Genomic DNA, 19,897 nt, shown 5'->3' on the forward strand with positions numbered 1-19,897 from the left:
CATCAAGTTATAAATCATTGATTTATAATCAAAATAAAACAACAAGGAGTAATAATTATGAAATTTGTAAGAATAAAATATCGTGAAGATAATAAAACCGAAGATGTGATAGTCAACTTATCAAAAATTCCTTATATTGACAGAACTTTTCCCAATAAACTTAATCCTAATCTTACTTATGACATTTTGTTTTCCGCGACAGGGGGACGGATTTTAGCCAGAATGGGGTGTTGAATCAGGCTAAATCCATGGTCAGCTATGTTACCAACGCTTTTGATACTATCGATAGCGGCATTACCGCCGCATCAAGATTATTACACGGTGATATTTCTGTACTGTTTAAATCTGGCTCATCGGATAAAGGGTTTGTGGAAGCCATACAGCGGATGTGGCGATCTGGCAGGCGTACTATTCAGGATGCCACAACACTGCTGGCACAGCAAAAATCAAGACGCTATCTGGTGTGACGCTGGGGCATGATTTAGCGCCGCGTGGCGTCTGGAAAAGCGACAGGCCAAGTATTCAGTCTGAACATAGGCGCAGTAATCGTATTGCCGCTTTTTTGCGTAACACGGCCATCCATGAGGCGACGTGGCGATTAATACAACTCCCACCACCACGTACCGCCATGTTACCGGTTAATCAACGTGAGAAACGCCAGATAGACGTCAATATTTCCCATCCCACATTACACGCGGTTTCTCATGCGGCAGGCAGCCACACAGAAGGACTGGCGGCGGTCACGTGGGAGCATTGGTCACAGTGCGAGAAACCCTGAATCAGGTTTATCGAGCACGAACAGGCATTAACGCTTGACGATGCGCTGTTCCTTGCCTTGCAACAGGTGAAAACCGATGCGAACCGTGATATTGCAACACGATTGGCGCAAGTTGAAAAAACGGTTACCCGTACGCCAGAGGCGGTGCTACCCGCACTGGTTCTGGCCGCCAAGTGGTATGACAATGCGGCACGGGAAACCGATATCACCAGCCGGAATGCCGTTAATCATCCTGGCTTTATGCCAGTTAAACCTTTGAGAATACCCGCCAAGATGAATAATTACGTGATATTGCGCGTCAACGAGCGCGAATGGGGGGCTGGACGCGGGTACAAATTTTAGCAGGCAATAGAGCGGCTCTCACGCGATTTCAATGTAGAAATCACCCGCCAATGGCCTGGGGAGTCAGGAAGCGTACCGTTACAGCCCAGAATTAAAAAAGGTGAACTTGTCGAAGTCCTCATCGGTCAGGATAAAGTCCTAACCGGCTGGATTGAAGCCACACCGATACGTTATGACGCTAAAAGTATCCATGTTGGTATCAGTGGTCGTAGTAAGACAGCGGATTTAATCGACTGTGCTGCAAATACTACGCTTTTTACGGGCAAAACCTTACATCAAATCCCGTCAGAACTGGCAAAACCCTTTGGTATTAAGTTCATTAACCAAAAAGCCCCAAAAACGCCGCTATATGCTTTTCAGGCCGATTACGGCGAAACAACAAGTACACGTGAAAATTAAACAAGGCGCTAGGAAGCCAACAGGCGCTCGCCTGGGATGACGAAGACGGCAATTTGTTAATTGGTTTGATTGGTAATGACAAAGCCACCACCGCGCTGGTCTGGGGTGAAAATATTCCTACCTGTAATACCGAGCAAAGTATCCGTGAACACTTTTCTGAATATCAAGTAGCAGGTCAACGGTCGGGTAATGATGACGATTTCGGGGAAGCCACGCTGACAGTACTCCGCGCCAGAGTCAGGGATAGCCAGATAACGCGCTATCGTCCGCAACATATCCGCCAATCCGGAAATGCAACCGGAGCCAGTTGTCGCGCTCAGAGTCAATTTGAAGCGTAGCAACGGGCAGCCAGAACCGAGGAAACCGCTTATACGGTGCAAGGTTGGCGGCAGTCTGTGGAAACCTAACCAGAGGGTTATTGTTTTTGATCCTGTGCTAGGCTTTAACAATCGGGAACCGGTCATTAGCGAAGTTTTTTATACGCATGATGAAGGCGGAACACGCTGTGAACTCCGTGTTACACCCGAAGCCGCGTATATTCCGCTGCTTAAAGAATTGAAAGCGCTGACCGCAGAAAACGATTGGGAACAGATATCTAAAACGATATAACCATTTATTAAGCAGGAGATTTATTAATGAAAAACGCCTTAGCCATGCTACAGCGAGTCTTGTTGCGCCTGTGGTCAAGGGTCGTTGTACGAGGGGTGAATAGCACCCTCACTTACCAGCAAGTGGATATCTCGTTAGTGGCAAGTGAAACAAAAAACAGAATGGAATATCTAGAGCCTTACGGATTTACCTCAACAGCGCATGCTGGTGCGGAATGGGTTGCCCTATTCCTGGGTGATGACCGCTCGCATGGCGTAGTGATTAGTATTGCTGATCGGCGCTACCGGATAAAAAGGCTAAAAAGCGGTGAAGTAGCGATCTGCACGGACGAAGGCAACAGCATCATGCTCAAGCGTGGACGATTGATAGAAGCGACCACGGACACTTTTAATCGTGCTGGACACACAACAAGTAGAAACGCAGGGAAAGATCACGGTGGCACAATCCATCGTTTCACAGGCAGAAATATAGGACAAAATCGGCTCATTGAGCACCATGCGAGCGCAGTACAATACCTACGATCACAAAGGTTATAGCGGTGGCATAACAGGCAAGCCCAATCAACAGATGTAAATAATATGCTGATGAATAAAAAAGTGAATACAGCGTTACCCGATCAGGAACGACTCAGGTGGGCAGTGATGATATCGCTTTTCACCTGGCGACGCGCTGAACCGGATGATGACACAGATACGCAGTTTGGGTGGTGGGGCGATACTTGGCCGACCGTACAAAATGACCGGATTGTCTCTCGATTGCATCTGCTGAAACGCGCGACCTTAACCCATCAAACGGCGCAAAGAGCGAACGAATATATCGCTCAGGCGCTCAAGTGGATGACGGAGGACGGGGTAGCGCTTCGGGTTGATATTGAGGTAGTACGTTCAAGCATCGATAGATTAATTGTAACTGTCATCCTGACGTTACCTGACCATAACATAAAAACGATGACCATCAACAATTTGTGGAGCGTAATCCATGCAAAATAGCGGTTTTTCGTGCCCGACCCTGCCACAACTGATAGACACCCTTCGCGGTGATTTGCTCACACGATTTAATGAAGATAGCGTATTACGCCACCTAGATGCCGAAGTGTACACAAGAGTACAAGCCGCCGCTATTCATACCCTGTACGGCTATATCGATTATTTAGCGCGTAATATCTTGCCGGATTTAGCCGATGAAGACTGGTTGACCCGACACGGTAATATCAAGCGTTGTCCCCGCAAAGGTGCAACCAAAGCGAGCGGATTTGTTCACTGGGAGGGGGTACAAAATGCCATATCGCTGCCCGCTGATACTGCAATACACCGTGATGATGGTCAAATATACACCACAACGGCCTCAGCAACATCAGCAAAGGGTGTATTTCGCGTACCCGTCGTTGCAAAAAGCAGCGGTCAGGCTGGCAATTGTGAGGACGGCATTGCGCTAAGACTTGCTACGCCTATTTCTGGTTTATCTTCGACCGGTTATGCTGATAACATCAGGACAGGAACCGATATTGAAGATTTGGATAGCTGGCGACAACGCATCATGGCGCACTGGTACGATACGCCACAAGGTCGTGCAGATAGTGATTATGTTCGCTGGGCTAAAGAAATTTTAGGCATAAACCGCGCATGGACACATCGACACAAGAACGGTATCGGCACAATTGGAGTCATGGCGGCGAGTGATGATGTCGATAATCCGGCACCCACAGAGAAAATCTTAACCAAAGTCAAAGAGCATATTGTACCCTTTGCCCCTGTTGCAGGTAGTGGCTTAACAGTCTTTCCGGTCACGGCAAAAACTGTTCCAGTTTCGATAGCATTATCAACCGATACGCCAGAAATTCGGGCAGCAGTTATCGTGGAAATCAAAGCCTTCTTACAGCGAGAAGGAGAGCCTGGCAGCAAACTTTTTCTTTCAAGACTCGCGGAAGCCATCAGTCTGGCGGCAGGAGAAGTCACGCATCGCCTAATTGCGCTAACGGCAGATATTGAATTGACCGATACATAGGTGCCGGTATTGGGCGAGGTCACATGGGCAAAATATAAGGAATAAGCGTAATGAGTCAACTCGACGACGAATATACGCAACTGTTACGAACATTATTACCGCCTGGCCCGGCATGGGATGAAAAAGATCTGCTGATTAAAGGGCTGGCACTTTCTCTGGCACATGCGCATCAACACGCCGATAGCCTGATGATTGAAATTAATCCGGCCCAATCGGTTGAATTAATTAATCGCTACGAAAAATTATGCGAACTGCCGGATAAATGTCTTGCCAATAAAGCGCAAACATTAGAAGAAAGACAGCAAGTGCTTGATGCCAAAGTCAATATAGTTGGTGGTATTAACGAAGCCTTCTTTAAAAAACAGCTAGAAATCCTGGGTTATCCCACGGCAACAATAGAACAGTTTCACCATCTTGATAGGTACGCCGGATCCGGTGTGGGGGGATAAGTGACGTTACTACTGGCTGGCGGGTGAATATTCCTGCCGAAGCCAATGTATGCTGGATTAACTGTACCAGTTCTTGCAATGTAGTCAATTAGGACATGGGGCGATAGCGCAGTGGAATGCGTGATTGAACGCCAATGTCCTTCCTATACCCAAGTACTTTTTGCCTACATCAAAGGAGAAAATGATGCATCGGATTGATACCCAGACCGCACAAAAAGATAAATTTGGTCAGGGGAAAAACGGTTTTACTAACGGGGATCCCACTACCGACACACCGTCAACAAAATTAAATAGTGATATTTATGATGCACTCCAGGAAGAAGTTTGTACTGTGGTTGAGCGTTCAGGTATACGACTGGATAAAAGCCAGCATGACCAGCTTTATCATGCAATAAAGAAACTATCTGAGACAGAAGCGAATAATGCTAAAACAGCGCTAATTGATGGCTCAACAGTCGATTTAAATACGTTAAACAAGCTTGCAAAAGCGCTTGGCAATGACCCAAAGTTTTCGGAAACAGTCACTAATTTATTAAATCAAAAATTAGCAAAAAATCAAAACGGGGCAGACATTTCAGATAAAAATCTTTTTCTGAAAAACCTTGGTTTAATATAATTAAATATCTATCAGCTAACACAGGGCTTACGGAGGAGAGGAAAGGGGTTAAAATGGCAAAAATAGGCTATATATGAGGGTGTCAAAAAATGACCAAAACACCGATTTATAGCAAAAATCCTTGATTTGCGCAAATTATGAACAGATTTTTGAGGGTAAAATCAGTGGAAAAACAGACCAGAGACCAGGATTAAAACGCACTTTAAATTGCTTAAAAGCGGGCGACACTTTAGTTGTTTGGAAACTGGATAGATTAGGCCGCAGCATCAAACATTTAATCGGTTTAATCTTTGAACTGGAAGATAAAGGGATTCACTTTCACAGTTTGACGGATTCTATCGACACCTCTTCATCCGCCGGCCGTTTTTTCTTTCATGTAATGAGTGCGTTGGCACAAATGGAGCGGGAATTGATTATCGAGCGTACTCAGGCTAGTTTAGCCGCAGCAAGAAGTAGAGGACGTATCGGCGGCAGACCTTACGCATTATCTTCTGCGCAGCAAGAGCAGGCTAAAAAATTACTTGGATCCGGCAATAGTAGAAAACAGCTTGCATTACTGTATGGTGTTTCATTGGCTACTATGTACAAATATTTTCCAGTTAACCGAAACTCTGAAACAAGTCAAAGTGGCTCTGATGAAAAATAACAATGTAATTCCGTTGTAGTTATGAAAACAAAAGTCGCTCGCCATTTCTCAACCACTTCGGCTGCAAATATACCACACCCAAGCATCCATAATATATTTAGCGACCGGAACTAGCGCTAAAAATTAGCAGCGGTGAGATACAGAATGTCAAGTTAAATACATTGGTAGCGCGATAGGCTCACTCTCCTTCATCACGTCACTAAAAATCCCATTCCTACGATTCATAATTCCCCTACCTGCTAGCCCGTCATGACGAACGGAGCAGCGGCTTGATTTTAGCAGAGGTCATTATGACACACATCATATTATTCGAGTGGAATAGGATTAACTTAAAACACGAACTGCGGAATATTCTGCTTGAAACAATGAAAAAAAAGGTTTGAAGTGATTAAAACCTTTGATGATTTTCTTAGTGAAACTGTTCCAGACGGCTTTGGCGATATGTCAGAGCGTCGGTATGTGTGGAGTCATCTCCGTATTGAGCAGGCTCGGAAGGTATGGTTAGCTGCACAGCGCGCCACTAAAGTTAACAGACAGCAAACAGAGGCGACATTCGATACTACAAGATTTATGGGATATGAAGAGATGGAGACGAAATTAAATAAAAGCAGAACAACAATTTGGAGGATGGTCAAAAGGGGTAAATTTCCGAAGCCTAAGGTAACGCTGGGCGGACTTTTTCTTGGTTGGTCAGAGGAAAGTTACAACAAGTGGGTTGAATTACAGAATAACTAACTTGACCCATTGCTTGACCTTGATTTTTTAACTTAACCTCGTACTAATCTGCTTAACACCTTAATTTTATTGGCGCGCCCTGTAGGATTCGAACCTACGACCAACGGCTTAGAAGGCCGTTGCTCTATCCAGCTGAGCTAAGGGCGCTTAAAAAAACGCTTATTCAATAATAAAATAATGTCGTTGGATTATACGGTTGCTGAGCACTAAGTCAATGTCTTTTCAATGAAAAATTATCTATCTGCTCATTTTCTGGCTACTAATAAAACTGACAGCATCCCTTTCTTCTGACAAAATAGCAGTATCACAATGTTTTTATGGATTAATGAAATAAATGTCAGCAAAAATTATTGACGGAAAAATGATTTCCGAAACAATCAAACAGGAAATTGCCGAAAAAGTTAAATTGAGACTGTCACTAGGCAAGCGAGCTCCCGGACTTGCAGTCATTTTAGTCGGTAATGATCCGGCTTCACAGATCTACGTAAACAGTAAACGTCGTACTTGTGAAGCGGTTGGTTTTATTTCTCGCTCATATGATTTAGCGGAAAAAACCACTGAGTCTGAACTTTTACAATTAATTGCTCAATTTAATAATGACAAGGCAATTGATGGCATCCTGGTTCAATTACCACTGCCCAAAACTATTGACTATATCAAGATATTAGAACATATACATCCAGACAAAGATGTTGACGGTTTTCATCCTTATAACATAGGCCGTCTTTGCCAACGAGCCCCAAGACTACGCCCTTGTACCCCTCGCGGCATTATTACCTTACTTGAGCGCTACCAAATTAATCTACTTGGTTTAAATGCGGTTATCGTTGGTGCTTCAAATATCGTAGGTCGCCCGATGAGCATGGAATTGCTACTTGCTGGTTGTACAACTACTGTCACCCACCGCTTTACTACTAATTTACGTCAACATATAGAGCAGGCTGATTTGCTAGCGGTGGCTATTGGTAAACCAAGTTTTATACCCTGTGAATGGATAAAACCGGGTGCCATTATTATCGATGTGGGAATTAATCGGCTTAAAAATGGCACCGTTACCGGCGATGTCTGCTATCAAGAAGCACAACAACGCGCTAGCTGGATCACTCCTGTGCCTGGTGGCGTTGGCCCAATGACAGTGGCAACACTTATGCAAAATACCTTACAAGCTTGTGAAGAATATCATGATATTCAAAATACTAACCAATAGGCGATAAAATGGACATCTTTCATCTAAATGGGCAGCCTTATATTAAATTATGTAATTTATTGAAATTGCAAGGTTGGGTAGATATAGCGGCGCCGCAGCCAAAGCGCTTATCGCCCAAAGTGATGTGAAAGTTGATGGTGAAGTTGAAACCCGTAAACGCTGTAAAATTAGCAAAAATAATATTGTCACTTTAATTAATAATAGCGTAATAGTTAAAGAGTAATCATCAATTATAAAAAAATATTTAACAATGCCCCTTATAACGGGGGCTAATCTTCTGCTTAATTTTTACTCATTTTTAAGTAATGATTTACAGCTTTTAAAGCTAATGAGTGAATATTTCATAATATTATTCTTATCAAGTAACAATAGTAAAATTTTCTTCTGTCTCTGGAGCAGAAATTATTCTGGCTAAACTTTCTAATGTTTTAAAGGTACAAGAACATCTTATATTTTAACGTTGATAATAAGATTCATTAGTTTTGTTAGTTAAGTAACAGCTCGTTCTAGTATGAGCGGTATTTTTACAAACAGGGCAACGCATCATATACACCTCCTAAAAAACTTAAGATTGAGTAATTTATATAGAAGTAAAGTGATCTGTTTTCGTTATAAATCTCTACCTTTTACTTCAGTACTAGCGCTATTTAAATCAATATCCATTAAAAATGGAATATCAACTCGTTATACCAAGGTTAGATAGCAAGAACCATCTATTTTTTGTTGATTATTTGATATTTCAATATATTTACCACTACCTACATCACCACTCGCTTTTCTTTATTAAGCCGCAACGCGTCATTTTATCCTTTTTGTTGTGTGGTTGACGATAGATTTTTTTAACGTTAGAAATTTGTTTTTTTATTGTTAGATTAAATACTCCTGTAAAGATAAGGAGATTAACTTAAATCATGGACATACTAAGAGATAGAGTTATTACTAGTTGTTGGACGCGAGCTGATGCACTTAAGGTGCATTTCGATGATCAAACAAAAACTCAACCCAAGGTCAATATTGTATCAGTAAATGGTTGGTCGATTATTTTTACTCTCACGGCAGTGAAACAACCCGACCGATTTAAAGACAAAAATGGTAATTACGATATTGTTAAAGATTGGAATGATCGACATGGCCGAGCACGTATGTGCTTTTGGTACGCCAGAAATAGTAAGAGTTGGTAATACGGTAGCCTAGTAATGAATGATGGCGTATCGCCAACAGAACATGAGTGGGCCGGTACTCCTATTTTACTAAATGATAACGGTGACATTGATCTTTATTATACCTGTGTTACACCTGGCACTACTATCGCTAAAGTTAGTGGTAAAGTGCAAACTAACAATAATAGTGTAAAACTAAGTGGCTTTGACAAGGTTATCCCACTTTTCTCTGCCGATGGCGTTTATTATCAGACAGAAGAACAGAATGAGTATTGGAATTTCCGCGATCCTTGCCCTTTCATTGATCCCAATGATGGCAATCTTTATATGGTCTTTGAGGGTAATGTTGCCGGTGATAGAGGCTCCCATATTATTTTTAGCACTGATATGGGCAAATGTGCCGCCAGGTTTTGAAGATGTGGGCGACGCTAAGTATCAAGTTGGTTGTATTGGTTTTGCAGTTGCAAGATACAGCACGGGAAATAATTGGGAAATACTTCCTCCATTGTTCACCGCTGTAGGTGTAAATAATCAAACAGAGCGTCCACATTTTGTATTTAAAGATGGTAAATATTATCTTTTTACCATTAGTCATCAATACACTTATGCCGATGGTTTGAAAGGCCCAGATGCTGTTTATGGTTTTATCAGCGATTCATTATTCGGCCCTTACACACCACTTAACAGTTCTGGTTTAGTGTTAGGCAATCCATCTTCCCAACCGTTTCAGACTTACTCACATATGTTATGCCTAACGGTCTTGTCACTTCATTCATCGATAATGTTCCCGGTCGTGGTCACAAATTTCATATCGGTGGTACTGAAGCACCGACTGTGCAAATTAAAATTGTTGGTAATAGAACTTTTGTCGTCAAACAGTTTGATTATGGCTTTATTCCACCGCTAAAAAATATAGTTGTCAGATAAATAAATTATCTTGATATTGAGCGATATTTTCGATTTTATTATAAAATATCGCTTAAAACACATAATGAAGAGTAAAAAATACACTTGATTATTCAACTCAAATGTCAATCAATATTCTGAGTGACTCCTATATAAACTAAAAGAATATTAGCAATTATGAAGAAAATATTTTTGTATGTGATTCTACTATTCCTTTATAAAATCAGTTTCTGTTATGCATTAACAAATAGTAATAAAGGTAATAATATGAAAGATACGGTACGATTAGTTACTATTGAAGAAGACGATCATAATATTTGCTCAATATCAGCAATATCTGTAATATTCCCGCTAAATAGCAAGCAAAAAAAAAATTATTTCTACTTTGCCAAAATTTTTCCATAATTTAAAAAGTCCTTTAGGAAAACAAGCCGGTTTAGCCGCACCTCAAATTGGTTATCCATTTCAAATCGTAATTATTTAGATACCTCCAGACGCAAAAGAAAAACGTAAATATGTTTATGATACTTTATCACCGACGATACTAATAAATCCGTTTTATACCCCTATATTAAATGCAGGTCTAAAGATTGGGAAGGTTGTTTTTAAATACCAAATAAGATCGGTGAAGTTTATCGCTACAATGAAATACATTATGAGGCTTATACATTAGAAGGTAAGAAAATAAGTATTCACGCAACAGAATTTTTGGCTAGGCTTATTCAGCATGAAATAGATCATTTAAATGGTAAATTATATATTGATTATTGATGTAATGATTGCCGATTTGTTTCAACCTCCGAAGCTTTAAACATAATGAAAATAGAAAAATAAAGGTAATGTCGTATTAACAGGAAAAGCTTTGGTAAAACATTATGTTATTTAGAAATAATTTATACTCAATCAAATTCACTTATTAATGAAAATATGACGAACTATCAAAGCAATATTTGTTTTTGACACATTAATAATGAATTAAGCTTATAAGTTACTAAACTTAAAGAATCGCTTAAGTACCAGTGTAAATAAATTAGAATCGATACCAACTGCAATATGGGCTGTTCATTCACTTGCTGCTTTACTGGATATTCAACAAACAATCTTACGATCACAAAAGAGGATATTTATCACATAATAATATCATTAGGCAAAGAGGAGCCTATGCGGATTAATAATAGCGGAATATAGTTGGCAAAACTGCCGGCTTGTAAAATTATTGGTACAGCCGGCACTGGCGATCTCATGGTGGCTGAATTGATTTATAGTTTACTGATGAAATAAATCCTATAAAGAAACATTCTGTTTACACAACTTACACAACAAACCAAAACTTAGCTAAAAACAATCAATCTAACAACCATAAATAGACTAAAACTTGAACCTGTTTTTTTACTTACGACGCCATACGGTTCCTTGCGGACTATCCTCTAATATAATGCCCATTTTAGTCAGTTCATCACGCGCTGAATCAGCCTGCGCCCATAATTTGTTTTCGCGTGCATCATTACGTTGCTTAATTAATGTCTCAATTTTTTCTATGTCAGCGCTGTGAGAAACTTGTGCTCGACTTTGTAAGAATTGTTCAGGATTCTGTGTTAATAACCCCAAGATATTGGCTAATTGGCGTAATTGTACGGCTAATCCATTTGCCATTGCCATATCATCGATTTTCAGTCGATTAATTTCTCTTGCCAAATCAAATAGAACTGAATAAGCCTCCGGCGTATTAAAATCATCGTTCATTGCCTGCATAAAACGCCGCTTAAATATTTCATTATCTGTAGATATAAAATTATTAGTATCAGTATCTCGTAAAACGGTATAAAGACGCTTAAGCGTGGTGCGAGCTTGCTTTAAATTTTCTTCGGTATAATTTAATTGACTACGGTAATGCCCTGATAATAAAAAATAACGCACCGTTTCGGCATCATAATGTGTCAATACATCACGAATGGTAAAGAAATTATTTAATGATTTTGACATTTTCTCCCGATCTACCATAACCATTCCAGTATGCATCCAATAGTTTACATAGGGGCCATTATGGGCACAGGATGATTGAGCTATTTCATTTTCATGATGAGGAAACATCAAATCTGCCCCACCACCATGGATATCAAAATGTTCACCCAGTTGTTTACCATTCATGGCTGAACACTCTATATGCCAACCTGGTCGCCCATCTCCCCAAGGGGAAGACCAACTTGGCTCATTCGGTTTAGACATTTTCCATAGCACAAAATCTAATGGATTACGCTTGGCATCCGTGACTTCAACCCGTGCTCCAGCTTGTAATTGCTCGAGATCTTGGCGGGATAATAGTCCATAATCAGAATCGCTATTAATAGCGAACATGACATCACCATTGTCTGCAATATAAGCATGGCCACGCTCAATTAGGCGCGCGGTCAAATCAATAATTTCTTTAATATGGTCAGTTGCTCTTGGTTCAAAATCGGGGCGCAAAATATTTAACGCATCAAAATCCTTATACATTTCAGACAACATGCGTGATTTCAAAGCGTCGCATGTTTCATTATTTTCAGCTGCCCGTTTGATTATCTTATCATCTACATCAGTAATATTACGTACATAAGTCAGGTCATAACCAAGAAAACGCAAATAACGGCTAATCACATCAAAAGCGACAAAAGTTCTGCCATGACCAATATGACATAAATCATAAATAGTAACACCACACACGTACATGCCAATTTTGCCTGGGGTAATTGGTCTAAACTCTTCTTTTTGACGATTTAGTGTATTATAAATTTTTAACATTGAGACTTTTTCCATCATCAGCCGGTACATGCGGTAAATAGTTTATTTTAATTACAAGACTATGTAAGAGGCCATTGCTACCAATAAGCACAACTATTGGAGCCCTATATTCTGAGTTATGCAACTACAAGGCGCAAGGAAATTATTCAATATTCCACAAATACTGACGCAATTAACCCAATATAGTATAAAATAGTTGATCTGTTTTAAATTGATTACTTTGCTTTTTGATTTTTACATTACTTATAACGATTTATCAGGATAGTGATTATGGTAACTTTTCACACCAATTTAGGCGATATTGTCATTAAAACTTTTGATGAAAAATCGCCCATAACGGTAAAAAATTTTTTAAACTATTGTCGTGATGGATTTTACGGTAACACGATTTTTCATCGCGTTATTAATGGATTTATGATCCAGGGTGGCGGTTTTGAACCCGGAATGCAGCAAAAAACGACCAAGGATCCAATCAAAAATGAAGCGAATAACGGATTAAAAAATAACCGTGGTACGCTCGCGATGGCTAGAACCAATGATCCACATTCAGCCACAGCACAATTCTTTATTAATGTTGTCGACAACGACTTTCTAAATTTCCGTTCAGAACAGCAAAATGGCTGGGGTTACTGTGTTTTTGGCGAAGTAGTTGAAGGAATGGATATTGTTGATAAAATTAAAGGAGTCGAAACAGGTCGTAGTGGTTTACATCAAGATGTACCAGTTGAAGATGTTATCATCAAACGCATAACGGTTAACGAATAATTACAAACTATGGCAATCTTATTTATTGCTGACTTACATTTAAGTGAAAAAGAGCCGGCTATCACTGCCGGTTTTCTGCATTTCTTACACGAACAAGCGAGCCAAGCTAAGGCTTTGTATATTTTAGGTGATTTTTTTGATTATTGGATCGGTGATGATGATCCCAGCCTGCTACATGAAGCTATAGCGCAAAAACTTAAGGAACTGCAAAGTAAAGGTGTTCCCTGCTACTTTATTCATGGTAATCGTGATTTTTTACTGGGTAAGAAATTTGCCAAAGAAAGTGGCATGATTTTATTACCAGCAGAGAAAGTATTAACGCTACATGGCCATAATATCCTTATTTTACACGGTGATACACTTTGTACTGATGATATTTCCTATCAGCGTTATCGAAAACGAGTATATAATCGCTGGTTGCAACGGCTATTTCTATCGCTCCCGTTATCTACCCGCCACCGTATCGCTGAAAGAATGCGTAAGAATAGCCAATCAGCCACCCAACTTAAGCCAGAGTATATTACCGATGTTAATGAACAAACAGTAATTAAAAAATTTCGAAAATATCAAGTCGATTGGATGATCCACGGCCATACGCATCGACTTGCTATCCATAAAATTAATGTTAATGGTAAAATATTACACCGAGCGGTGTTAGGTGCCTGGGATAAAAATGGCTCAGTGATCAAAATAACGCCTAAAACTATCGAACTGCTTAATTTGCCATCAATAAATGACTTAAATCCAGGAGCAACAAATTAATGATCGCTCAATTTGATGCACAGAAACCGTCATATTCCAACGCCAAAATTGCCATCGTAATGGGCTCCAAAAGCGACTGGAGCACGATGAAATATGCGGCCGATATACTTAATGAACTAGAACTACTCTATCAAGTAGAAATTGTTTCTGCTCATCGCACCCCAGATAAACTCTTCACCTTTGCTGAACAAGTAAAAGAAAAAGGATTGCAAATTATCATTGCCGGTGCTGGTGGAGCCGCACATTTACCCGGTATGCTAGCAGCTAAAACGTTAGTTCCTGTTTTTGGTGTTCCTGTTGTAACAGCGACACTTAATGGTATTGATAGCCTTTATTCGATTGTTCAAATGCCAAAGGGCATTCCAGTGGCTACCTTCGCAATTGGTAAAGCTGGGGCAGCCAATGCGGCATTGCTGGCAGCCCAATTTCTTGCTGGTACAGATAATGAACTTTATGAGCGTTTATCAATCTGGCGTTTAAAACAAACTAATGACGTCTTAAGCAATCCCGATCCACGGGAGGTGGAATGAAATCGATTTGCGTCCTTGGTAATGGCCAGTTAGGCCGCATGTTACGCCAAGCAGGAGAGCCGTTAGGTATTCGTGTTTATCCTATCGGTATCGATGATAAATTAGAAACTATCCCCTATCAACACAGCATCATAACAACCGAAATTGAGCGCTGGCCCGAAACGCCGCTTACCTGTGAATTAGCTCGCCAAGCTAGCTTTATTAATCGCGATATCTTTCCGCAACTGGCCGAACGGTTGTCACAAAAGCAATTGCTAGATTCTTTAGCCTTAACGACGGCTCCCTGGCAACCTCTTACCAATCGAACACAATGGCCACAATTATTTACCGAGTTAGGCGATTTTGTTATTGTTAAATGTCGTACTGGTGGTTATGACGGCCGTGGACAATGGCGTATCACACCGGATAACCTATCAATACTGCCAGCTGAGATTTATGGTCAAGCAATTGTTGAAAAAGCCATTCCTTTTTTAGGCGAAGTTTCACTCGTCGGTGCACGTAATATAAATGGCCAATGTATTTTTTACCCGCTAACATACAATCTGCATCAAGAGGGAATACTACGAGCAAGTATCGCTTTTCCTCAGCCAGATAAAAAATTGCAAACTCAGGCAGAATTGATGCTGTCGACCATTATGACAAAATTAAATTATGTGGGTGTGATGACAATGGAATGTTTTATTTTAAATGATAAACTGCTAATTAACGAATTAGCACCACGTGTTCATAATAGTGGTCACTGGACGCAAAATGGCGCATCTATAAGTCAATTTGAACTCCATCTGCGAGCCATTTCAAATCTACCAATTCCTACCCCTAATATAGAAACTACGGCAGTCATGATTAATTTGATAGGTACAGCGTTAAATCCTGCATGGTTGTCATTACCTTTAGTTCACCTACATTGGTATAAAAAAGACGTTCGTCCAGCGCGCAAAGTAGGCCATCTAAATTTGTGTAGTAACAGTCAGCAAGCGATAAAAAACTCATTAAATACAATACAAACTTTACTTCCTAGTGAATATAACGATAGTATTGGATGGCTAAACACAAAATTAATCCATTCCCCACGACACGATGAGTGAAAATAACAACAACTACCATGTTGAATAAGCCAGTTTATTGTTAAGCTTACTGTTTTCATGCAATAGTTGTCTGCTTAGTAGTCATAATGCCTGCACAACAACAAATATTTGGTCCTATTTACCCATGGTATATGTTAGTTTTATTGGGATTAATTTACTTCTTATCAACAGCCACTACTTTTACTTCTCTAGGTGTCGTACTACCTAGCATGATTAATGAATTCAATTGGAACTGAGCAAAGCAGGACTGGGGTTCACGATATTAGGATTAACCTGTGGTTTATCAAGCTATCTGCCCACCTTAATGATCCGTAAACCGGGTCTTCGAATAACATTATTATTCGGCCTTACTATTTTTATCCTTGGCTTTTATTGCCTCTATTCTACCGCCAGTTTATTTGATTACTTTTCTCTGGTACTGCCTTGTTAGGTATTGGCTTTACTTTTTTAGCAACGTTGCCAGGTACTTATGTTATTTCGCGATTGTTTGAAAAACAATCGCTCGCTTTTGGCTTCTACTTTACTATTGGCGACTTAGGCGGTGTAGTAGGCCCTTGGATCTATTTTCTGGTAACACGTGTCTGGGGTTCATGGCGCATACAATGGATCATTTCAGCGCTTTGTTTGGCCATTGTTGTTTTTATTACACTATTAACCTTACGCGAAGGCCAGCGTGAAATTTTACATACCAAAACGGATCGCAGACAAACTGACACAACACTCTTCAGAAACAATCTACAAAACGAAAGAAATATGGACTGCCAGTGGTGCCCTACGCACCTGGCAATTTTATATCATTGTCGCTAGCTATACCGCCTTTCTTTGGTGCGGTATTACCGTTAATAGCTTTGCTGTTGCCCACATCATAGAACAAGGTTTTAGCGAAACAATTGCCGCAGGTTCCTTAAGTGCAATGGCGTTTATCAACGCCTTCTCTCGCTTGGCTGGCGGTGCAGTCGGTGAGCAGCTAAAACCCAAAAAATTATTAATAAGTAGTTTAATAATTATTATTTGTGGACTTATTGCTCTCAGTTTTGCCACAATCTGGCTGTGGCTAATCTTATTTACTATTGGTGTTGGAGTCGATTATGGCATGACCTTTCTAGCGTCAAGTGTTTTACTGGCTAACTATTTTGGTCGAGGTCCATACCTGGAGCTTTTTTCTGTCATGAATTTATTCTCTACTTGCGCCTGTTTTGCCCCATTCTTCGGCGGAATAATCAAAGGTTATACAGCGAGTTTTACGCCGGCATTTTTAATTATTACTATTCCTGTTTTTATTATTTTATCACTAACATTATTAATGAAACCGCCAGTGCAGCGATTGCCTCAAAATTATAAATTGTAATTAAAAACAGAGTTATTTTACTTATTTAGCACTTTATCTGTTGGCATTAAGAATCAATACTAGTATGTAGCATGATAATTTTATTGAGATCAAAAACCATGAAAAGAGTGATTTTTATTACCGGAACCTCAAGTGTATTAGATTATAAGCTGCCAAAATTTTGCTAACCAAAGGTTATCGAATATTAGCGGGTTGTCGTAAAGAAGCAGATTTAATTACCATGAAAACACTAGGCTTTAAACCGATTAAAATCGATATGGATAATGCAGAAAGTGTAAAACAAGCAGCCCAACAAGTTATCGAATTAACTAATGGCCGATTATATGCCTTATTTAACAATGCCGGTTACGGTGTCCATGGCTCACTCACTAAATACCATCAGCCGACAACAACTAGAGCAGCAGTTTTCCACTAATTTTTTTAGTATCCATCAGCTCACCACTTTATTGCTACCGGCCATGCTGCCTTATAACGAAGGGCGTATTATTCAGACCAGCTCGGTGTTAGGAATTGTCTCTTCTGCTGGTCGTGGAGGCTACGCGGTCAGTAAACATGCTTTAGAGGCTTGGTCAGATGCACTTCGTCTTGAACTAAAAGGATCGGGTATACAAGTTTGTATTATCGAACCTGGTCCAATTAAGACACGTTTTACTGACAACGTCGATCAAACCAACAAAAATAATCCGGTTGAAAATCCAACTATCGCTGCAAGGCTAGCATTAACGCCAGAACACGTTGTCAAACGACTACTCCATGTATTAGAGAGTCCCAAGCCTAAAATTCGCTACCCAGTAACACTATTAACTTACGCTATTGCCTTTATGAAACGTCTATTACCTGATCGTTTAATGAATAAATTTTTAACATAACAAATATCTTTTTCCCCTTGAAATAACTAAGTTTGAGCTTATTTTATAAGGATAACCGAACATAATTTAAGAAAAACATCATGCTAGCAGCTGCTTATGCCATCGACGTAAAGGAATCTAATCTGCAACAAGTCATCGAACAATCAATGACGCAACCGGTTGTTTTCTATTTTTGGTCACCACAAAGCCCTCATTGCCAAACCTTAGGTACCACGCTGGATAAATTAGCGGCTGAATATGCTGGCCAATTCACGCTAGCAAAAGTCAATTGTGACACCGAGCAAATGGTTGCCGCTCAGTTTGGATTACGTGCCATTCCAACTGTCTATTTATTACAGCAAGGTCAACCGGTTGATGGCTTTCAAGGACCTCAATCTGAAGAATTTATCCGCGAAATGTTAACGCATGTTCTACCTAAAGCAGAAGAATTAAAAATTACTCAAGCGACTAAATTAATGGCCGCTGGAAAAAACGCCGAAGCTTTGCTCTTGCTAAAAGAAGCATATCAACTAGCGCCTAAAAATAGTGATATTAGCCTAACTTATGCAGAAGCATTAATTACCCTCAACCAATTAGATGAAAGCCAGAAAATTTTGAACACCATTGCTATTCAAGATCAAGATAGCCGTTATCAAGGTTTATTAGCCCAAATTGAACTACAAAAGAAAGCCGCTGATACACCGGAAATTAAGCAATTACAAGAGCCTTTCGCTCAACAGCCAGAAAACGCCGAACTAGCGGTACAACTGGCACTCAAACTACATGAAGTGAATAGAAATGAAGAAGCATTAGAAATTTTGCTAACATTTCTTAAGAAAGATTTATCGGCAGGAGACGGTTCTGTGAAAAAAAAGATGATGGATATTTTATCTGCCTTAGGCTCTAGTGATCCATTAACAAATCGCTACCGTCATCAAATTTATTCACTACTTTACTAACATCAAACAGGAAAAACGCGATGGACTTATTTTCTTTTGGTGCCATACCCATAATTATTTTTGTTGCTATTGTCATTGTTTTAACTTGTGTGAAAACTGTGCCACAAGGTTTTCAATGGACGGTTGAACGTTTTGGCCGCTACACCCGTACACTACTACCGGGTTTACATTTCATTGTTCCGTTCATGGATAAAATTGGACGAAAAATCAACATGATGGAACGAGTTTTCGATGTTCCATCGCAAGAAGTTATTTCTAAAGATAATGCCAATGTCACTATTGATGCCGTTTGCTTTATTCAAGTTGTTGATCCCGTTCGCGCCGCATACGAAGTGAATAACCTTGAATTATCTGTAATTAATCTCACCATGACCAATATTCGCACGGTATTAGGAGCGATGGAACTGGATGAAATTTTATCTCAACGAGATGTAATCAATGGTCGTTTACTGCATATTGTCGATGAAGCCACCAATACCTGGGGGCTTAAAATCACCCGGATTGAAATCCGTGATGTTCGACCACCGAAAGAATTAATTAATGCCATGAATGCGCAAATGAAAGCAGAGCGAACTAAGCGCGCTGACATTCTTGAGGCCGAAGGGGTACGCCAGGCAGCTATCCTAAAAGCGGAAGGTGAAAAGCAGTCACAAATTTTAAAAGCGGAAGGTGAACGTCAATCAGCATTTCTACATGCTGAAGCGCGAGAGCGCACGGCAGAAGCCGAAGCCAAAGCAACCCAAATGGTCTCTAATGCCATTGCCAATGGTAATATGCAGGCGATAAACTATTTTATTGCACAAAAATATACCGAGGCGCTAACCAATATTGGTAAAGCTGATAACAGCAAAGTGATTATGATGCCTCTTGAAGCAAGTAATTTAATGGGTGCTATTAGTGGAATCACTGAACTATTTCAAAACAACAAAAAACGCGATAGCCAAAAAAGCAATCAAACATAACTAGAG

General features: G+C 40.1%; 18 protein-coding genes, 1 tRNA gene and 8 pseudogenes. 24 read left to right on the top strand and 3 right to left on the bottom strand.

Annotation, left to right across the window (positions count from 1 at the left end; all coding sequences use genetic code 11):
* The first annotated feature begins 57 nt into the window (after positions 1-57).
* From ARADI_RS12750 to ARADI_RS18685, 11 genes and pseudogenes are all read left to right on the top strand, one after another.
* Positions 58-234 (top strand): hypothetical protein, encoded by a 177-nt coding sequence (locus ARADI_RS12750; protein ID WP_182853249.1) that lies wholly within the window; start codon positions 58-60, stop codon positions 232-234.
* Positions 231-467 (top strand): hypothetical protein, encoded by a 237-nt coding sequence (locus tag ARADI_RS18670; protein ID WP_238149454.1) that lies wholly within the window; start codon positions 231-233, stop codon positions 465-467. Before ARADI_RS12750 ends, ARADI_RS18670 begins: the two co-directional genes overlap by 4 nt.
* Positions 464-778 carry a hypothetical protein gene (locus ARADI_RS18675; RefSeq protein ID WP_238149455.1) on the top strand — a complete coding sequence of 105 codons (315 nt, stop codon included), beginning with the start codon at positions 464-466 and terminating at the stop codon, positions 776-778. The genes ARADI_RS18670 and ARADI_RS18675 overlap by 4 nt, the downstream gene beginning before the upstream one ends.
* A gap of 273 nt (positions 779-1,051) precedes the next feature.
* Positions 1,052-2,128 (top strand): annotated as a pseudogene (locus ARADI_RS12760) (phage baseplate assembly protein).
* A 95-nt stretch (positions 2,129-2,223) separates the two neighbouring features.
* Positions 2,224-2,664, top strand: coding sequence for a phage baseplate assembly protein domain-containing protein (locus tag ARADI_RS12765; protein WP_439647116.1), 441 nt, complete (start codon positions 2,224-2,226; stop codon positions 2,662-2,664).
* Positions 2,665-2,706: 42 nt separating this feature from the next.
* Positions 2,707-3,117 (top strand): phage GP46 family protein, encoded by a 411-nt coding sequence (locus ARADI_RS12770; RefSeq protein WP_119712280.1) that lies wholly within the window; start codon positions 2,707-2,709, stop codon positions 3,115-3,117.
* A complete protein-coding gene (locus tag ARADI_RS12775) occupies positions 3,107-4,132 on the top strand; it encodes a baseplate J/gp47 family protein (protein WP_119712281.1) in 1,026 nt (341 codons plus the stop codon). Before ARADI_RS12770 ends, ARADI_RS12775 begins: the two co-directional genes overlap by 11 nt.
* A 50-nt stretch (positions 4,133-4,182) precedes the next feature.
* Positions 4,183-4,779, top strand: a pseudogene (locus ARADI_RS12780) (YmfQ family protein).
* On the top strand, positions 4,706-5,197 hold the full coding sequence (locus ARADI_RS12785; protein WP_182853261.1) for a hypothetical protein: 492 nt from the start codon (positions 4,706-4,708) through the stop codon (positions 5,195-5,197). Before ARADI_RS12780 ends, ARADI_RS12785 begins: the two are co-directional and overlap by 74 nt.
* 53 nt (positions 5,198-5,250) lie before the next feature.
* Positions 5,251-5,843: pseudogene (locus ARADI_RS12790) on the top strand (recombinase family protein).
* A 441-nt stretch (positions 5,844-6,284) separates the two neighbouring features.
* Positions 6,285-6,578, top strand: coding sequence for a helix-turn-helix transcriptional regulator (locus ARADI_RS18685; RefSeq protein ID WP_238149457.1), 294 nt, complete (start codon positions 6,285-6,287; stop codon positions 6,576-6,578).
* A 70-nt stretch (positions 6,579-6,648) separates the two neighbouring features.
* On the opposite strand, the gene ARADI_RS12800 is transcribed toward ARADI_RS18685, so the two are convergent.
* Positions 6,649-6,725: transfer RNA gene (locus ARADI_RS12800), tRNA-Arg, on the bottom strand.
* 187 nt (positions 6,726-6,912) lie between these two features.
* On the opposite strand from ARADI_RS12800, the gene folD reads away from it, so the two are divergent.
* On the top strand, positions 6,913-7,785 hold the full coding sequence (folD, locus tag ARADI_RS12805) for a bifunctional methylenetetrahydrofolate dehydrogenase/methenyltetrahydrofolate cyclohydrolase FolD (protein ID WP_119712282.1): 873 nt from the start codon (positions 6,913-6,915) through the stop codon (positions 7,783-7,785).
* An 8-nt stretch (positions 7,786-7,793) separates the two neighbouring features.
* Positions 7,794-8,008, top strand: a pseudogene (locus ARADI_RS12810) (RNA-binding S4 domain-containing protein).
* A gap of 231 nt (positions 8,009-8,239) precedes the next feature.
* Here ARADI_RS12810 and ARADI_RS21825 read toward each other — a convergent pair.
* Positions 8,240-8,332, bottom strand: a complete 93-nt coding sequence (locus ARADI_RS21825) for an ogr/Delta-like zinc finger family protein (protein ID WP_439647117.1) — start codon at positions 8,330-8,332, stop codon at positions 8,240-8,242.
* A 364-nt stretch (positions 8,333-8,696) separates the two neighbouring features.
* Between ARADI_RS21825 and ARADI_RS20265 the strand changes: the two are divergent.
* The 3 genes and pseudogenes from ARADI_RS20265 (at position 8,697) to ARADI_RS20275 (ending at position 10,622) form a co-directional block, all read left to right on the top strand.
* Positions 8,697-9,359: pseudogene (locus ARADI_RS20265) on the top strand (glycoside hydrolase family 68 protein).
* Positions 9,289-9,872: pseudogene (locus ARADI_RS20270) on the top strand (glycoside hydrolase family 68 protein). Before ARADI_RS20265 ends, ARADI_RS20270 begins: the two co-directional pseudogenes overlap by 71 nt.
* A gap of 600 nt (positions 9,873-10,472) precedes the next feature.
* Complete coding sequence (locus tag ARADI_RS20275; protein ID WP_305000203.1) at positions 10,473-10,622, top strand: peptide deformylase; 150 nt, start codon at positions 10,473-10,475, stop codon at positions 10,620-10,622.
* Positions 10,623-11,240: 618 nt separating this feature from the next.
* Here the strand turns inward: ARADI_RS20275 and cysS are convergent.
* On the bottom strand, positions 11,241-12,632 hold the full coding sequence (gene cysS / locus ARADI_RS12830) for a cysteine--tRNA ligase (protein WP_119712283.1): 1,392 nt from the start codon (positions 12,630-12,632) through the stop codon (positions 11,241-11,243).
* 270 nt (positions 12,633-12,902) lie between these two features.
* Here cysS and ppiB point away from each other — a divergent pair, with 270 nt between their 5' ends.
* The 8 genes and pseudogenes from ppiB (at position 12,903) to ARADI_RS12870 (ending at position 19,891) form a co-directional block, all read left to right on the top strand.
* A complete protein-coding gene (gene ppiB / locus ARADI_RS12835) occupies positions 12,903-13,397 on the top strand; it encodes a peptidylprolyl isomerase B (protein ID WP_119712284.1) in 495 nt (164 codons plus the stop codon).
* A 9-nt stretch (positions 13,398-13,406) separates the two neighbouring features.
* Positions 13,407-14,159 (top strand): UDP-2,3-diacylglucosamine diphosphatase, encoded by a 753-nt coding sequence (gene lpxH / locus ARADI_RS12840; protein ID WP_119712285.1) that lies wholly within the window; start codon positions 13,407-13,409, stop codon positions 14,157-14,159.
* Complete coding sequence (gene purE / locus ARADI_RS12845) at positions 14,159-14,689, top strand: 5-(carboxyamino)imidazole ribonucleotide mutase (RefSeq protein ID WP_119712286.1); 531 nt, start codon at positions 14,159-14,161, stop codon at positions 14,687-14,689. The genes lpxH and purE overlap by 1 nt, the downstream gene beginning before the upstream one ends.
* Positions 14,686-15,774 carry a 5-(carboxyamino)imidazole ribonucleotide synthase gene (gene purK, locus ARADI_RS12850; protein ID WP_119712287.1) on the top strand — a complete coding sequence of 363 codons (1,089 nt, stop codon included), beginning with the start codon at positions 14,686-14,688 and terminating at the stop codon, positions 15,772-15,774. Before purE ends, purK begins: the two co-directional genes overlap by 4 nt.
* Positions 15,775-15,860: 86 nt before the next feature.
* Positions 15,861-17,122 (top strand): annotated as a pseudogene (locus ARADI_RS12855) (MFS transporter).
* A gap of 98 nt (positions 17,123-17,220) precedes the next feature.
* A pseudogene (locus tag ARADI_RS12860) lies at positions 17,221-17,991 on the top strand (SDR family oxidoreductase).
* 80 nt (positions 17,992-18,071) lie between these two features.
* Positions 18,072-18,929: a co-chaperone YbbN gene (locus tag ARADI_RS12865; RefSeq protein WP_119712288.1), complete on the top strand. Its 858-nt coding sequence runs from the start codon at positions 18,072-18,074 to the stop codon at positions 18,927-18,929.
* 20 nt (positions 18,930-18,949) lie between these two features.
* The gene (locus tag ARADI_RS12870) at positions 18,950-19,891 is read left to right on the top strand and encodes an SPFH domain-containing protein (protein WP_119712289.1); all 942 of its coding nucleotides are present in this window, start codon (positions 18,950-18,952) and stop codon (positions 19,889-19,891) included.
* Positions 19,892-19,897: the final 6 nt, after the last annotated feature.

This window comes from Arsenophonus endosymbiont of Aleurodicus floccissimus, assembly GCF_900343025.1.
In the GTDB taxonomy this organism is placed as follows: domain Bacteria; phylum Pseudomonadota; class Gammaproteobacteria; order Enterobacterales; family Enterobacteriaceae; genus Arsenophonus.

Coding starts and splice junctions, on each gene's coding strand:
- folD (WP_119712282.1), top strand. CDS start 6,913: ATGTCAGCAAAAATTATTGACGGAAAAATGATTTCCGAAACAATCAAA.
- ppiB (WP_119712284.1), top strand. CDS start 12,903: ATGGTAACTTTTCACACCAATTTAGGCGATATTGTCATTAAAACTTTT.
- lpxH (WP_119712285.1), top strand. CDS start 13,407: ATGGCAATCTTATTTATTGCTGACTTACATTTAAGTGAAAAAGAGCCG.
- ARADI_RS21825 (WP_439647117.1), bottom strand. CDS start 8,332: ATGATGCGTTGCCCTGTTTGTAAAAATACCGCTCATACTAGAACGAGC.
- ARADI_RS12770 (WP_119712280.1), top strand. CDS start 2,707: ATGCTGATGAATAAAAAAGTGAATACAGCGTTACCCGATCAGGAACGA.
- cysS (WP_119712283.1), bottom strand. CDS start 12,632: ATGTTAAAAATTTATAATACACTAAATCGTCAAAAAGAAGAGTTTAGA.
- purE (WP_119712286.1), top strand. CDS start 14,159: ATGATCGCTCAATTTGATGCACAGAAACCGTCATATTCCAACGCCAAA.
- ARADI_RS18685 (WP_238149457.1), top strand. CDS start 6,285: ATGTCAGAGCGTCGGTATGTGTGGAGTCATCTCCGTATTGAGCAGGCT.
- ARADI_RS12775 (WP_119712281.1), top strand. CDS start 3,107: ATGCAAAATAGCGGTTTTTCGTGCCCGACCCTGCCACAACTGATAGAC.
- ARADI_RS12865 (WP_119712288.1), top strand. CDS start 18,072: ATGCTAGCAGCTGCTTATGCCATCGACGTAAAGGAATCTAATCTGCAA.
- ARADI_RS12870 (WP_119712289.1), top strand. CDS start 18,950: ATGGACTTATTTTCTTTTGGTGCCATACCCATAATTATTTTTGTTGCT.
- purK (WP_119712287.1), top strand. CDS start 14,686: ATGAAATCGATTTGCGTCCTTGGTAATGGCCAGTTAGGCCGCATGTTA.
- ARADI_RS12750 (WP_182853249.1), top strand. CDS start 58: ATGAAATTTGTAAGAATAAAATATCGTGAAGATAATAAAACCGAAGAT.